Genomic DNA, 14,559 nt, shown 5'->3' on the forward strand with positions numbered 1-14,559 from the left:
GAGCTTATTATCAAACAAAAACAGATCCCCAATCAGGAATCTGTTTTTATGTTCTATGGTTTTAAAATATTGATAGTATGATAGGAACCTCCAGCTTCATTCTTCCATCTTCCATCCTTCAACCTTCCGTCTATTTCAAAGTGAATTTCACTTTTGTTTTAATAGCATCGGAAGAATTTCCTATTTGAGCTTCAAAATCTCCAGGCTCAGCTACCCAATCATGTTTCTGGGCATCAAAGAAACTTAAGGCAGACTTATCAATGGTAAATGCCACTTCTTTTTCCTCTCCAGGATTTAAGTATACCTTTTCAAAGCCTTTTAATTCCTTGGCAGGACGTGGAACAGATGATTTTAGATCACTGATATAAAGTTGGGCAACTTCAGCGCCTGCTTTTTTACCTGTATTTTTAACCGTTACAGTGAAAGTAATTTTGCCATCCTGTGAGATTGTGGTTTGGTCTGCCTTTGCTTTTCCAAATTCAAAAGTGGTGTAACTCAATCCGTGCCCGAAACTGAAAAGAGGTTTTATATTTTTGGTATCATGCCAGCGGTATCCTACAAAAATACCTTCGTTATAAGTGATATTGATCGGATTTTTCTGATCTTTCCCTTTTCCGGCAGCCAATTCATCTTTCTGACCCGGATATTCTCCAAGCAGATGTGCTGAATTATCCTCAAGTTTTACAGGAAATGTAAACGGAAGTTTCCCTGACGGGTTTGCGTCACCCGCTAGAATAGAAGCAATGGAATTTCCGGCTTCAGAACCCAGATACCAAGCCTGTAAAACGGTTGGAACTTCTTTGATCCAAGGCATGGCTACAGCATTTCCGGAAACTAAAACTACAGCCAGATTTTTATTGGCTTTTGCCAATGCAGCAATTACATTATTCTGGTTATAGGGAAGTCCGTAGCTTTTTCTGTCATTCCCTTCACTGTCCTGGAAGTCAGCCTTGTTTAATCCGCCTACGAAAATAACATAATCGGATTTTTTAGCCAATTCTACCGCTTCGTTCAGTAATTCCGTTTCAGATCTGGTGTCTTTCAGATCCTGTCCGGATTTTACCCCGTTGTATTCTCCGCCAATATCTCCAACATATCCACGGGCATACTGTACATCTGCCTGCTTTCCGAATCTGGTTTTGATTCCGTCTAAAGGAAGCGTTTCATATTTTACCTTTAAAGAAGAAGAGCCGCCGCCTACAGTCATTATTTTGATGGCATTTTCTCCAATCACTGCTATTTTCTTTGCTTTATTGATGTCAATAGGAAGAATATTTCCCTGGTTTTTTAATAAAACAATTCCTTCCTCTCCAATCTCTTTGGCTATAGCTTTATGCTCTTCGGAAGCAATATTTCCGAAAGGTTTGTTACGGTTCATGGTTGTTTTGTAAGCAAGACGCAGGAGTCTTGTTACTTTATCGTCCAGTTCTGTGGTGCCTACTTTTCCGGCTTTGATCAGGTCAAGATAAGGTTTGGCCAGATAATAATTATCGTAAGCGTTTTTGGTTCCGGCAGAAAGTCCGTTGGTCCAGGATCCGAATTCAAGATCCAGTCCGTTATGAATAGCCTGTTCAGTATTGTTGACAGCACCCCAGTCGGATACCACAACACCCTTATAATTCCATTCTTTCTTTAAAATATCATTTAAAAGATACTGATTCTGGCTGGCATACTGCCCTTTGTACATATCATAAGCTCCCATGATTGTCCAGGAATCACCTTCGGTTACCGCTGCTTTAAAAGGAGGAAGATAGATTTCATAAAGGGCTCTGTCGTCCACATTTACATTGCTGGTATGGCGGAACATTTCCTGATTGTTCAATGCGAAATGCTTTACAGAAGTTGCTACGCCGTTAGATTGTACTCCTTTGATGTATGGGACTACCATTTTTGAAGTTAAATAAGGATCTTCCCCCATATATTCAAAATTTCTTCCGTTTAATGGAGTTCTGTAGATATTGACTCCAGGTCCCAGAAGAATATCTTTTTTTCTGTATCGGGCTTCTTCTCCTAATGCTTTACCGTAGTTCCATGACATTTTTTTGTTCCATGTTGCAGATAAAGCCGTTAGGGCAGGATAGGCGATAATAGAGTCATTGGTCCAGCCGGCCTGATCCCATTCATCCCACATTACTTCAGGACGAACTCCGTGAGGACCGTCTGTTGTCCAGAATTCAGGAATCCCCAATCTTGGAACACCCGGTGAGCTGAATTTCGACTGTGCGTGAAGCATAGCTACCTTTTCTTCCAGTGTCATTCGGGAAAGAGCATCCTGAATACGCTGTTCTACAGGTTTTGATTCATCTAAATAAGCGGGTAAAGTAGAATTGTTCTGAGCCATATATGAAACAGAAATAAAGGTGAATAAACTTATAATGGTAGTTTTCTTTAACATAATGCCTTTCTATTTGATTGAAACACAAAAGTAAAGAAAATTTTCTTTATTATCTCAAATTGAGAAAATAAAAATTCAAACCTAAAAAAACTGCCCACTTATTAGCAGACAGCTGATTGATCCATATTTTTAATGATAGAAGTTCGTCAAATGAAGAAAAATTGGGAAGTTTAATAGATTAAAAAGCAGATTCATTTATTTGTAACAGTTTATCTGTTTCTTTAAGCTCTCAAACTCTCAAACGTTCTGACTTATTAATCCCATCCCTTTACGGCTCCTCCTTTGAAAATTTCTTTTGCTTTCTTTTCCACTTCAGGAGATTGATAGGCTTTCACAAAGTTTTTAACCTTCTGGCTGTTTTTGTTATCCTGTCTCGCTACGACAACATTCACGTAAGGAGAATCTTTATCTTCGATAAGAATACCTTGTTTTTCTGAATCTAAGCCGGCCTGAGCAGCAAAATTGTTATTGATGATCCCTACCACAACATCTCTGTCATCCAGAACCCTTGGAATTTGTGCTCCTTCGATCTCCATAATCTTCAGATCTTTTGGGTTTTCAGTGATATCAGTTACTTTGGGTAGTAATCCAACACCATCTTTTAATTTCAAAAGACCACTTTTTTGCAGCAGTAATAAAGAACGTCCCCCATTAGTAGGGTCATTGGGAATAACAACTGTACTTCCATTCTGCAGCTGGCTGATGCTGCTGATCTTTTTTGAGTAAGCTACTATAGGGTACACAAAAGTATTTCCAACTACGGCAAGATTGTATCCTCTCTGCTTTGACTGTTCCGTTAAATAAGGAACATGTTGAAAAGCATTGGCATCAATATCTCCGTTGGTTAGTGCTTCATTAGGAACAACATAATCATTAAAAGGAATAAGTTCCACTTCCAGATTATATTTGTCTTTTGCTACTTTTTTCGCTACTTCAGCAATTTCCTGTTCAGGTCCGTAAGTAATTCCTACCCGGATAAAATTCGGATCATCTTTTCTTCCGGAACATGCATTGAACAGTAATATTCCAGCAGCTAATAAACCAAAAATCTTTATTTTTTTCATTCTATTTTTTATTTAAATGGGTTGTTAGGGTAAAGAAAACTGAGAGAGTAAGAGGCAAAAGTGTAGAAAGGTAAAATTGCTAAAAAGGACTTATTTCTACATTTTTTATTTCGAATTTCAAAACTCGCAACTCTCAAACCCTCCGAATCTCCAATCCGAACTACCTGTGGTCAAAACTTTTTGATAATCTGTCTCCGGCAAACTGGATCATAAATACCAACAGAACAAGCAGGATCAATACCGTGTTCATGATCACAATATCATAACCGATGTACCCATATTGGTATCCAACCTGACCTAATCCTCCGGCACCTACAGCTCCTCCCATTGCAGAGTATCCTACCAGAGTAATTAATGTAATGGTTGCATTATTAATCAACGAAGGAAGTGCTTCAGGAAGCAATACCTTTCTTATAATCTGTAACGGTGAAGCTCCCAATGCTCTTGCTGTTTCTATCAGTCCGTGAGGAACTTCAATAAGACTGTTTTCTACCAATCTTGCGATAAATGGTGCAGCTCCAACACTTAATGGAACCAATGCCGCGTTAACACCAATAGAAGTTCCTGCTAAAATTCTGGTAAAAGGAATCATCCATACGATAAGGATAATGAAAGGAATTGCCCGGAAAATATTAACCAAAATAGATAAAGCTCTGTGGTAAAAAGTATTTTCAAGAAGTTGTCCCTTTCTTGTTAAAAAAAGCATGATTCCTACCGGAAGTCCCAGGACAAATCCAAAAAATCCGGACATGAATGTCATATAAATTGTTTCCCAGGTTCCTTTTGCCAAAAGGGCAATTACCGTATCACTAAGCATATCCTTTTACTGTGTTTTGAATTTTATTCTGGTTAAAATAATAGATTGCCTGCTGGTTTTCTTCCGCTTCTCCCTGAAGCTGCAACAGCAATTTTCCGAAATTAGAATTTCCGAAATATTCAACATCCGCTTTTAAAAGCTTATAAGGGATTTTATACTGACTATAAAGCGTTGAAAGAATTTGTTCAACACTGATGTTTTCGTTAAGTTCTATTTCGACCAGCGGGAATAAACCTTCTTTAGGCTCCTTTTGCAGTCTGTTACTGAGTTCCTGAGGCAGGGTCATGATGTCTGAATTTATAAATTGCCGGATTACCGGGTGTTCTTTATCCGAAATAATTTCGCTTAAAGTTCCTTTTGTTAATAATTTTCCTTTGTCTATAACCGCTACATGGTTACAGACCGCTTTAATAACTTCCATTTCGTGGGTGATCAAAAGAATAGTGATTCCCAGTCTTTGGTTGATGTCTCTTAAAAGCTGTAAGATGGATTGTGTTGTTGCAGGATCAAGTGCACTTGTGGCTTCATCACACAAAAGAAGATGAGGATCATTGGCCAGGGCTCTTGCAATGGCAACCCTTTGTTTTTGGCCTCCGGAAAGACTTCTGGGGTAATCGTTAGCTTTATCTTCCAATCCTACGATTTTCAAAAGTTCATTAACCTTTCTGTTGATTTCGTCCTTACTGGTATGGTCCAGCTCCAAAGGAAGTGCTACATTGTCAAAAACGGTTCTTGAGGAAAGAAGGTTAAAATGCTGGAAGATCATTCCAATTTTTTTACGCTCTTCTGCCAGCTGTTTGGAGTTTAATTTTGTAAAATCCTTACCATTAATAATGATCTGGCCTTCATCCGGTCTTTCCAGCAGGTTTACAGTACGTATCAAAGTACTTTTTCCCGCACCGGAAAATCCGATTATCCCTACGATATCTCCTTTTTCTATATTGAGGCTCACCTTATCCAGGGCTTTAAAAGACTGTTTTTTCTGGTGAAATGTTTTTGATATATTTCTGATTTCTATCATTCTGATGTTTTAATACTGTTTAAATAGGCTGATACCGCTTGCCTGCTCTGTTAAAAAATCTTCTCACTCTTCTTAATCTGACCTTGGACCGTTTTGAAAGCTTGAAATACTTGGTGACATTCGTCAGCAATACTCCCAATAATATGACGGCTAAACCATAAAGCTGGCCTCCGTTAATGCTCTGGTTGGCAACAATCCAGCCTGCAATAACCGTTACAATAGGGTTGATGTAGGTATGGGTACTTACCAGTGCGGCAGGTTTTACAGACAGGAGCCAAATGTACGACAAATAAGCGACTATCGATCCAAAGAATATCAAAAACAGAACACCCAGCCATGCTGATAATGGGATTGATGAAACCGAAAAATCAGTCCATTCTTTTCTGAAAAAAGCGATCAGAAAAGAAGCTAATCCTGCTACTATAAGCTGTTGTGCAATATTCATAAAAGTAGATTGAGACGCAGGATTTTTCTTTGAATATAAAGATCCGAGAACCCATGCTACAGAACTTAATCCCAATACTGCAAATGCGGTGATCCGTAGATTTCCATTAAGTGCGGCATGGGCTGCATGCGAATTGGCACTTCCTTTTAAGAATAAAATCAATCCTGCAAAACCAATCATTAATCCGATTGGGATGAATTTATCCGAAAAATAATACTTCCAGTTCTTTCTGTCGATTGCAATAAACCAGAACGGACCGGTAGCTATTGAGATTGCTGCTTCAGAAGCTGTCACATATTGTTCTCCCCAGGCAACTAATCCGGTTCCTCCGGTAAGAATGAGAATACCTGTAATTGCATTTTTCTTCCAGTTGATCAACGAGTTTGCTTTTTCTCCTTTTGAAAGAAGATAACCGATCATCAGAATTCCTGCCACCAGAAATCTTAACCCGGAAAGTATGAACGGTGGAAACCCTTTCAAGCCAAATGAAATAGCTAAAAAGGTGACTCCCCATATCACATAAATATTGGTAAATGCCAACGGTACCAACCATTTGTGTTTAGAATTGCTCATTTTGTATTTTTTCAATGTATTAATTATTAAAATGAAAAAGGCCCTACACGTGGTAGGGCCTTTAGAAATATGTCATATAAAAGTAAGGCTAACCACGGGATTCTTGATGTACAGGCATACAGTTGTACATAATCATTGTTTTAATGATATGTTTATCCATTGTATTATCCTTAAAATTTGGTTTCATTTTTTTTGTTTTCCTAAATTCTGCTGCAAATATAGAATATATATTTTTATTAGTCCATTAAAATAATAGACTTTTTAATATTTTTTTTTAACTAATGTTATAAATGTTTGTAAATAAGATTGTTGTGTTTGTTTTAAATTTTATTAATATTTAGAAATAGTAGAGATTTTAAAGATTAACATAATTTATGATTAGACATTGATGATTAGTCATTAATTTTGTTTGATCAAATTATATTAATTTAAAAACAATTTTTATGAAACGTTTTAAAAACAAAGTAGCATTCATTACAGGAGGAAACTCCGGAATTGGTAAAGCGGTTGCTATACTGATGGCAAGAGAAGGAGCAAAAATTGTAATTGCGGATCTTAAAGAAAATAAAGAAACACTGGAAGAAGTTTTAAAGGAGGGAACAGATGCCAGGTTCATAACATGTGATGTTTCAAAAGCAGAAGACGTTGAAAAGGCTGTATATGAAACCGTAGAAATATTCGGAAGTCTTGATATAGCTGTGAATAATGCAGGTATTGTAGATGCTTCTCCGATTCATGAGAAATCAATAGAAGAATGGCAGAGGGTGATCAATATTAACTTAAGTGGTGTGTTTTATGGAATGAAATATCAGATAGCTCAGATGAGAAAGCAGGGAACAGGAGGAGCAATAGTGAATATGGGATCTATTATGAGCCAGGTAGCAGAATTCGGGATTGCATCGTATGCTTCTTCAAAACATGGTCTGGTAGGGCTTACAAAAGTAGCGGCTTTAGAGAATGGAACAGATAACATTCGTGTTAATGCAATAGGTCCGGGTTACATAGAAACCCCATTATTAATGGATAATGCAGCACAAAGTGCAGAGTACAGATCTTATATGGAATCCAAGCATGCGATGAAAAGATTAGGAAAACCGGAAGAAATTGCAAAAGCTGTCTTATTTTTGGCTTCTGAAGATGCAAGTTTCTGTACAGGAGCTTATCTGCCGGTAGATGGCGGTTATCTGATTCAGTAATTAAATAATAAAGAATGAAAAAAATAAAAGCGGAAGAGCTTCCACTTCGAAGACAGCTGGGCATTGCAATGGTAGAAACCTATAACAATGTTTATGACAGATCTCAGGAGTTTTTTGCAACTTATGGGCTTACTTCCCAGCAATACAATGTACTCTCTATTCTGTATGATGCAGGAAAGCCGTTGTCAACTTCGGCTATCCTGAAAAAAATGCTGGAGAAAAATGCCGGAGTTTCCAGATTGGTAGACCGTCTGATCATTAAAGAACTTGTTGAAAAAAATGTAAATGAAGGGGACAAACGTCTTATAGATGTAAAGCTTACTGATAAAGGGGAAACCTTATATAAAACAGTTACTGAAGATCTGTCCGGAGTAGATGATGTCTACAGAGCGCTTACAGACGAAGAAGTGGAAGTATTGATCCGCCTTTTTGAAAAGATGAGAAAAGTATAAGTATTACTGAAATTTTAAATCAGGATGGGAAGATTCAGCGGAAGTTGAGTCTTCTTTTTATTATGATAGATCAATGCGGATGATTTTTGTGTTCTGTAATTTTGAGTTACCATTATTAACCCAATAAAAACGACCATAATATGAAAAACATGTTCATTCAATCATTTGTAATAACAGCATTGATATTTTCTACATTGAATTTTGCGCAAACTACCACTTCGCAAACTACTGCCATAGGAACTTCAAAGAACTGGGGTTCAGTAGACGGAATTTCTATGGTAGGATTGGTACAAGGGCCTTCCTCTGCGGATGCTCAGCTTCAGGTAGCCTGTGTTTTTGAATATACGGAAGGAGATATCTTTAATGCTCAGGCTTTACCCGCTAAATTGAACGGATTGGTTCATCTGGATGAAGCTTTAAAAGGAGAGCTGACTAAAATCAGAAAATCTGGGCAGTTTCAGGGGCATTCTTTGGAAACGATTTTAATCACCCCGCCTACAGGATCAATGCCTGCTAAAAAATTATTATTAATCGGACTGGGAGACCGTAACCAATTCACTCCTGATTTAATGACTTCCGTAGGAGAAGTGGCGGCCCGGGAAGCAATGAGGTTAGGGGTTACCAATTTTGCCTTTGCCAGTGACCTGAAAGATGCAGGAATAGATTCTCCAACTGCTTTAATTGCCGGAAACGTAGTAATAGGAATTGTACATGCCAACCGCTCTGAAAATTATCTGAAAGAACACAAATTATCCACCACAAAAAAATTAGAAAAAGTATATCTGCTGGCTGGACCCGCTTTCTTTGAAACTGCAGGCGGTGGAATTTCTGAAGCCATTGCAGAGGTAAAAAAGAAATAATAAATTTAGTTTTGTTACTATTGTTGATTCGGCCTCCTTTTTATAAGGGGGCTTTTTTATGTGAAACATATAATCTGTTTTTCCTCTCACAAGATATTGAGAGCGTACAGATTTTTTCGACCGGCTCTATTTGCCCAATCTGCGAGAAGTAAAATTTCCAAGTTCAAACTATCAGCTAAATTTGAAAAGTCAAAAAAAATCCCGATTTTTGCACTCCTTCAATAAACCCGAGTTCATGAAATTATGTATTGCCGAAAAACCAAGTGTTGCCAGAGATATCGCCAAAGTATTAGGTGCTACCACGCCTAAACAAGGCTATATGGAAGGGAACGGCTATTGCGTGACATGGACGTTCGGGCATCTTTGCACCTTGAAAGAACCTCACGATTACGGTCCTCAGTTCAAATCCTGGAATTTGTTTTCATTGCCAATTATTCCCAACAGTTTTGGAATCAAGCTGATCCCGAATAAAGGTGTTGAAAATCAGTTTAAAGTAATTGAAAGGTTGGTTGAAGAATGTGATGAAGTCATTAACTGCGGGGATGCCGGGCAGGAGGGAGAACTCATTCAGCGTTGGGTATTGCAGAAAGCAAAATGTAACAAACCTATCCAGCGTCTATGGATATCTTCTTTGACGGAAGATGCTATTAAAGAGGGTTTTGCGAGTTTAAAACCCGCGGAAGATTATAAAAATCTGTATCTGGCCGGAAATGCCAGAGCCATTGGAGATTGGTTGTTGGGGATCAATGCTACGAGACTTTTTACCAAAAAATTCGGTGGAAATAAAGCCGTTCTTTCCATTGGGAGAGTACAGACTCCTACATTGGCAATGCTGGTTCAGCGCCAAAAAGAAATTGATGCATTTACCACAGAAGAATATTGGGAGCTCAAAACCAGGTATCGCGATGTTGTTTTCAATGCAGCAATTGATCGTTTAAAAACGTTGGAACGTGCCGAGAAGGGATTGGAGTATCTGAAAGTCAATCCATTTGAAATCATTTCTTTTGAAATTAAAGAGGGGAAAGAAAAAAATCCTCGTCTTTTCGATTTGACCGGGCTTCAGGTGGAAGCGAATAAAAAATACGGGTATTCAGCGGAGAATACGTTGAATTATGTTCAGAGCCTTTATGAAAAGAAACATGTAACCTATCCGCGTGTTGATACCACTTACTTATCAGATAGTTTATATCCGAAAATAGCGGGTATTCTTCAGAAAATGTATCCTTATCAGGACCTGATTGCCCCATTATTGGAGGCTCCAATTCCAAAATCAAAGGCCGTTTTCGATGATACGAAAGTAACAGACCACCATGCGATTATTCCAACGGAAATTCCACCTTCTCAGAATCTGAGCAGAGAAGAAAAATTGATCTATGACCTGATTGCAAAACGTTTTATTGCCGTATTCTATCCGGAATGTAAGATTTCCAATACATTGGTGGAAGGTAAAGTGGGAACCATTCCTTTTAAGACCAGTGGTAGACAGATCCTGGAACCGGGATGGAGAGCCGTTTATGCTAAAGAACCTAAAGAAGAATCTGCCGATAAGGAAAAAGAAAAAGAAGAAGAACAGACTATTCCTGAATTTATTGTAGGTGAAACCGGCCCACACGATCCGATGATTCATCAGGGGAAAACAACGCCTCCAAAACCTTACACGGAAGCAACATTGCTGCGAGCTATGGAAACCGCCGGGAAACAGGTAGAAGATGAAGAACTGCGTGAAATGCTGAAAAACAACGGTATCGGAAGACCATCTACCCGTGCAAATATTATTGAAACCCTTTTCAAAAGGAAGTACATTGAAAAGAAAAGGAAAAACCTCATCGCGACTCAAACAGGAATTCAGCTGATTGACACTATTGAAGACGAATTGTTAAAAAGCCCTGAACTGACAGGTGAATGGGAATCTAAACTTCGTAAAATTGAAAAAGGAGAGTATGAAGCTAATCTTTTTAAAGAAGAACTGATCCAGATGGTTACGGAGCTGACTGAAAAAGTGGTGTACGGAAAAGGGAAGGTTATTACGCTGCAGGAAGAAGAAAAAGAAGAAGTGAAGGAAAAGAAAAAAAGAGAACCTGCACAGAAAAAAGAGCTTCAGTCCTGGGAAGAAACAAAATGCCCGAAATGTAAAGAACACAATCTGATCAAAGGAAAAACAGCCGTTGGATGTTCCGATTTCAAAAACTGTGGCTTTAAAATCACCTTTGAAATTTTCGGTAAAAAATTATCTGATAAACAGCTTTTAGATCTTGTTTTAAAAGGAAAAACATCAAAGTTGAAAGGGTTTACTGCTCATCCGGCAGAACTTACGGAAGGTGTTTTAACTTTAAATGATGATTTTCAGGTGCAGCTAAGCCAGTAAGATAATAAATTCCAAATAATGCTTTAAGTATTTTCATTTAGTGGAGAATACGGGATTCGAACCCTTGACCTTTTGACTGCCAGTCAAACGCGCCGGCTTTTATATGACAAGATGATGTCTGAATTTTTACAGTTTTTATTCTAAGACACTGCAAACATACGGAAATAACAGGTATCAAATCGAAAATTTGGTGAAATGATTTAATGAAAAAGCCTTTCGTACCATCCGCCGATATCGTTTTTAATCTCTTCATGATGTTTGCATAAAATCATAGCCAGTTCCAGTTCTGATCTTTCAGATTTATATGGGTTTAATGTAAGAAATCCATAGAAATTTCCATTCTCATCCAGAATAGCCGGCGGATAGGATGCATAGGAACTCCATGGAGAATAAGTACTGTAAGAACTTCCATAATTTCCGTAGGTATTCCAGATTGATTTTGAACCGAATACATTTCCGTAATCACTATACTTGTTCCATATTGAATTTTTATCAAAAGTATCACAATTCAGGCATCCCAGATATTGATCCTGATCAGCACCACCATACAAATGAAGGGTTTGTGTATGAAAAATACACCCTGTCAGAAAGCTGAAAACAATGAGAACTTTTTTTAAATTCATAGAATAATTTGTTTAATGCAAAGCTAGCTTTTTGCAAATAAAATGATAACAAACGTGCAGATTAAAAAAACTATAACTTCTCAGTCTGCGAGAACTCAAAATATAGATAGACGATAAATATTTGCCGTACAGCTAATTTTTAATCATTTAATTCTTTACTCTTTAAATCAATCTCTAAATTTACATTCAAATTAAAATCAATGACCCCGGAAAAAAAGAAACTCATTACAGACAGCTTCAACCGTTCAGAAACCTTACAATTTTATAAAGCCGAATTGCTGGATGTAGAAACCGATTTTATATCGATGAAAATTCCTAAAATGGAAATGATGACCAGAAAAGCAGGAATGTTTAATGGAGCAATGATTGCTTCTTTGGTGGACGTTTCCTCTGGATATGCAGCAGTGAGCCACTATGAGGAGGACTGTTATGTGGTAACCGTAGAATTAAAAGTTAACTATCTTCGTCCTGCAATAGGTGATGCTTTGGTTTCAAAATCCTATGTAATCAAAGGAGGAGCAAAGATCAGCGTTGTAAGAACAGAGATCTATGTTCAGGATGAAAACGGAAGTTCAGAAAGCCATGTGGCGACTTCATTAGTAACGATGATGAAAATAAAATAGAAGATTTTGGAGTTGATGATTAAAAATATTCCTTAAATAAAGGATTTTACACATTTCTTCCTACCGGAATGGAATGGCTTTTGCTCCATACCCCCCATAAACATTAAAAAATAACGATATGAACTTAATTATCCGATTATTTGTAACGGCAATTGTAGCCTATCTTCTCACCAAAATTTTACCCGGAGTACATTTTGAAGGATTCTCTTCAGCAATTATTTTTGCCATTGTACTTGGAGTTTTAAACATATTTGTAAAACCTATTTTGAGCCTGTTTGGTCTTCCGTTAACCATCATTACACTGGGATTCTTTGCACTGGTAATTAATGCCGCTATCATTATGATTGCAGATTATTTTATAGACAGTATGGTTGTAGACGGCTTCTGGTGGGCATTTATCTTCAGTATATTATTGTCAATCGTAACTTCTCTGGCGAACTCAATGTTTTCGGATGGAGACTAATGCGAATAGAATATATTTAAAAAGAATCTCCGCCGGCTTTAAGCCGGCGGAGATTCTTTTTAAAAGCCTTTCGGATGCCATGAGCTGAAGTTTTTTTGAAAATTAACACACCTTTAATCAAAGAAGAACTTATTATAAATATATTTGCTTCAGCTGGATACCGTATGCATAATGGAGCAATTCAAAAAAATATATTCTGAATATAAACATAGAGTTTATTTCTTTGTCAGAAAATATGTCCGTCAGGAAACGGATGTTGAAGATATTGTGCAGGATATATTTGTTCATTTATGGAAACATCTGGACAAAGCAGATAGTCCTTCGGCTGTTGAAGCTATTATTTTTAAGGCGAGTAAACAGGAGATTTCCAATTTTTACCGTAGAAATAAAATATTATTTGTTTCCTCAGAAGAAAATATAATCCCGGAAAATGCAGATGATATTTCTGATGAAGTATCTGCCCAGGAACAAATGAAAAAAGTGGAAGTATTACTGGATAAACTTCCCATGAAAACCAAAGAGCTGTTGCTCCGGCATACTACCCAAAACATAAGCTATTCTAAGCTTGCAGACGAACATAAAGTCTCTAAAACAGCGATTGGCAAACAAATCAATAAAGCCCTTGATTTTCTCAAGATCAATCTTCAGTAATTTTTTATTAATATGAACTAATTGTTAAATCCCAATTGTTGAGGTTGACGATTTTCTTTTTCCGCGTATTTATTATTAAATGGCTTTTAAGTCTCTTAATACATAATATATGAGCTTAGAAAAAGAATTTGAAAAAAACTGGAAATCATTATCTGACGATCATGATACCATAGATGATATAACGGATCATAAAATATGGACAGGTATAGAAAGAAAGATAAGGAAAAAGAATCCTGTTAAAAAAATATATTGGATAGCAGCGGTTCTGATCCCATTATTTACACTTTTAAGTATTTATGAAAGTACTCAATTTTCAAAAGAAGAAAAAAAGAGTAGTTTGGTTAACATATTTGAGACATCAGGGGCCGCAAAAACCTATACACTTCCGGACGGGAGCCAGATTGAGCTTAAGCCAAACAGCAAACTTGTGCTAAATGAAAATTTCGGTAAAAAAAGCAGGGATGTGAGTTTTACCGGACAGGGGATTTTTCGTGTGGCTAAAGACAAAGAACGACCTTTCAGGATTAATGCAGGGGAATTTAAAGTGCAGGTATTGGGTACAGAGTTTTATCTGGATCAGAAGTCTGAAGAGAAAAAAGTGGAGCTTTTTGAAGGAAAGGTAAAAATCCAGCATGGAAGTACAATTACTTATCTCCTTCCTAAGGAGGTATGGCTTCATGATAAGAACCGGGCAGATTATCACTATTATCATCCGGAAAAACAAAAAAGTTTTGAGTTTAACCGTGCGAACTATGCAGATGCGGTAACTGAACTAGAAAAAACGTATAACATTCATATCACATATCCAAAAACATTCAGAAACAAAAAAGTAAGCGGATCATTTACAGGAAATCTTAATGAAATTCTTTCTGTGATCAGCTTTCCGTTTAATCTCAAACCTCAGAAAATTAATGATAAAGAAATACAGTTAAAATAAAAGAAGCACCGATATTGGCGTATCGATGCTGATTAATTCAATTTAAAAACCGGTAAAAGTTTAAAAATTAATAT

At 37.2% G+C, this 14,559-nt stretch carries 14 protein-coding genes; 8 read left to right on the plus strand and 6 right to left on the minus strand.

Annotated elements, in window-relative coordinates; all coding sequences use genetic code 11:
• Window positions 1–130: 130 nt before the first annotated feature.
• The 5 genes from F3J23_RS13930 to F3J23_RS13950 form a co-directional block, all read right to left on the minus strand.
• A complete protein-coding gene (locus F3J23_RS13930; protein WP_167030074.1) occupies window positions 131–2,395 on the minus strand; it encodes a glycoside hydrolase family 3 C-terminal domain-containing protein in 2,265 nt (754 codons plus the stop codon).
• Between the two features lie 254 nt (window positions 2,396–2,649).
• On the minus strand, window positions 2,650–3,459 hold the full coding sequence (gene metQ / locus F3J23_RS13935) for a methionine ABC transporter substrate-binding lipoprotein MetQ (RefSeq protein ID WP_167030077.1): 810 nt from the start codon (window positions 3,457–3,459) through the stop codon (window positions 2,650–2,652).
• Between the two features lie 160 nt (window positions 3,460–3,619).
• Window positions 3,620–4,276, minus strand: coding sequence for a methionine ABC transporter permease MetI (gene metI / locus F3J23_RS13940; RefSeq protein WP_167030080.1), 657 nt, complete (start codon window positions 4,274–4,276; stop codon window positions 3,620–3,622).
• Window positions 4,269–5,297 (minus strand): methionine ABC transporter ATP-binding protein, encoded by a 1,029-nt coding sequence (locus tag F3J23_RS13945; RefSeq protein ID WP_167030083.1) that lies wholly within the window; start codon window positions 5,295–5,297, stop codon window positions 4,269–4,271. Before F3J23_RS13945 ends, metI begins: the two co-directional genes overlap by 8 nt.
• A gap of 19 nt (window positions 5,298–5,316) precedes the next feature.
• Entirely contained in the window at window positions 5,317–6,315 is a 999-nt protein-coding gene (locus F3J23_RS13950) for an EamA family transporter (RefSeq protein WP_167030086.1), read from the minus strand.
• Between the two features lie 443 nt (window positions 6,316–6,758).
• On the opposite strand from F3J23_RS13950, the gene F3J23_RS13955 reads away from it, so the two are divergent.
• From F3J23_RS13955 to F3J23_RS13970, 4 genes are all read left to right on the plus strand, one after another.
• On the plus strand, window positions 6,759–7,511 hold the full coding sequence (locus F3J23_RS13955; protein WP_167030089.1) for an SDR family NAD(P)-dependent oxidoreductase: 753 nt from the start codon (window positions 6,759–6,761) through the stop codon (window positions 7,509–7,511).
• A 14-nt stretch (window positions 7,512–7,525) separates the two neighbouring features.
• Window positions 7,526–7,963, plus strand: coding sequence for a MarR family winged helix-turn-helix transcriptional regulator (locus tag F3J23_RS13960; RefSeq protein ID WP_167030092.1), 438 nt, complete (start codon window positions 7,526–7,528; stop codon window positions 7,961–7,963).
• A gap of 140 nt (window positions 7,964–8,103) precedes the next feature.
• On the plus strand, window positions 8,104–8,823 hold the full coding sequence (locus F3J23_RS13965) for a M17 family peptidase N-terminal domain-containing protein (protein ID WP_167030095.1): 720 nt from the start codon (window positions 8,104–8,106) through the stop codon (window positions 8,821–8,823).
• Between the two features lie 235 nt (window positions 8,824–9,058).
• On the plus strand, window positions 9,059–11,188 hold the full coding sequence (locus tag F3J23_RS13970) for a type IA DNA topoisomerase (RefSeq protein WP_167030098.1): 2,130 nt from the start codon (window positions 9,059–9,061) through the stop codon (window positions 11,186–11,188).
• Between the two features lie 200 nt (window positions 11,189–11,388).
• On the opposite strand, the gene F3J23_RS13975 is transcribed toward F3J23_RS13970, so the two are convergent.
• A complete protein-coding gene (locus tag F3J23_RS13975) occupies window positions 11,389–11,811 on the minus strand; it encodes a hypothetical protein (RefSeq protein ID WP_167030102.1) in 423 nt (140 codons plus the stop codon).
• Between the two features lie 200 nt (window positions 11,812–12,011).
• On the opposite strand from F3J23_RS13975, the gene F3J23_RS13980 reads away from it, so the two are divergent.
• From F3J23_RS13980 to F3J23_RS13995, 4 genes are all read left to right on the plus strand, one after another.
• On the plus strand, window positions 12,012–12,434 hold the full coding sequence (locus tag F3J23_RS13980; RefSeq protein ID WP_167030105.1) for a PaaI family thioesterase: 423 nt from the start codon (window positions 12,012–12,014) through the stop codon (window positions 12,432–12,434).
• Between the two features lie 118 nt (window positions 12,435–12,552).
• The gene (locus F3J23_RS13985; RefSeq protein WP_167030108.1) at window positions 12,553–12,897 is read left to right on the plus strand and encodes a phage holin family protein; all 345 of its coding nucleotides are present in this window, start codon (window positions 12,553–12,555) and stop codon (window positions 12,895–12,897) included.
• A 171-nt stretch (window positions 12,898–13,068) separates the two neighbouring features.
• Complete coding sequence (locus tag F3J23_RS13990; RefSeq protein WP_167030111.1) at window positions 13,069–13,548, plus strand: RNA polymerase sigma factor; 480 nt, start codon at window positions 13,069–13,071, stop codon at window positions 13,546–13,548.
• Between the two features lie 109 nt (window positions 13,549–13,657).
• Window positions 13,658–14,485, plus strand: coding sequence for a FecR family protein (locus F3J23_RS13995; RefSeq protein WP_167030114.1), 828 nt, complete (start codon window positions 13,658–13,660; stop codon window positions 14,483–14,485).
• The last annotated feature ends 74 nt before the right edge of the window (window positions 14,486–14,559 follow it).

Source organism: Chryseobacterium sp. Tr-659 (assembly GCF_011752975.1).
Lineage (GTDB): Bacteria > Bacteroidota > Bacteroidia > Flavobacteriales > Weeksellaceae > Chryseobacterium.

Bases quoted from the DNA above. Each gene is read 5' to 3' on its own strand.
- F3J23_RS13930 (WP_167030074.1), bottom strand. From the start codon at position 2,395: ATGTTAAAGAAAACTACCATTATAAGTTTATTCACCTTTATTTCTGTT.
- metQ (WP_167030077.1), bottom strand. From the start codon at position 3,459: ATGAAAAAAATAAAGATTTTTGGTTTATTAGCTGCTGGAATATTACTG.
- metI (WP_167030080.1), bottom strand. From the start codon at position 4,276: ATGCTTAGTGATACGGTAATTGCCCTTTTGGCAAAAGGAACCTGGGAA.
- F3J23_RS13945 (WP_167030083.1), bottom strand. From the start codon at position 5,297: ATGATAGAAATCAGAAATATATCAAAAACATTTCACCAGAAAAAACAG.
- F3J23_RS13950 (WP_167030086.1), bottom strand. From the start codon at position 6,315: ATGAGCAATTCTAAACACAAATGGTTGGTACCGTTGGCATTTACCAAT.
- F3J23_RS13955 (WP_167030089.1), top strand. From the start codon at position 6,759: ATGAAACGTTTTAAAAACAAAGTAGCATTCATTACAGGAGGAAACTCC.
- F3J23_RS13960 (WP_167030092.1), top strand. From the start codon at position 7,526: ATGAAAAAAATAAAAGCGGAAGAGCTTCCACTTCGAAGACAGCTGGGC.
- F3J23_RS13965 (WP_167030095.1), top strand. From the start codon at position 8,104: ATGAAAAACATGTTCATTCAATCATTTGTAATAACAGCATTGATATTT.
- F3J23_RS13970 (WP_167030098.1), top strand. From the start codon at position 9,059: ATGAAATTATGTATTGCCGAAAAACCAAGTGTTGCCAGAGATATCGCC.
- F3J23_RS13975 (WP_167030102.1), bottom strand. From the start codon at position 11,811: ATGAATTTAAAAAAAGTTCTCATTGTTTTCAGCTTTCTGACAGGGTGT.
- F3J23_RS13980 (WP_167030105.1), top strand. From the start codon at position 12,012: ATGACCCCGGAAAAAAAGAAACTCATTACAGACAGCTTCAACCGTTCA.
- F3J23_RS13985 (WP_167030108.1), top strand. From the start codon at position 12,553: ATGAACTTAATTATCCGATTATTTGTAACGGCAATTGTAGCCTATCTT.
- F3J23_RS13990 (WP_167030111.1), top strand. From the start codon at position 13,069: ATGGAGCAATTCAAAAAAATATATTCTGAATATAAACATAGAGTTTAT.
- F3J23_RS13995 (WP_167030114.1), top strand. From the start codon at position 13,658: ATGAGCTTAGAAAAAGAATTTGAAAAAAACTGGAAATCATTATCTGAC.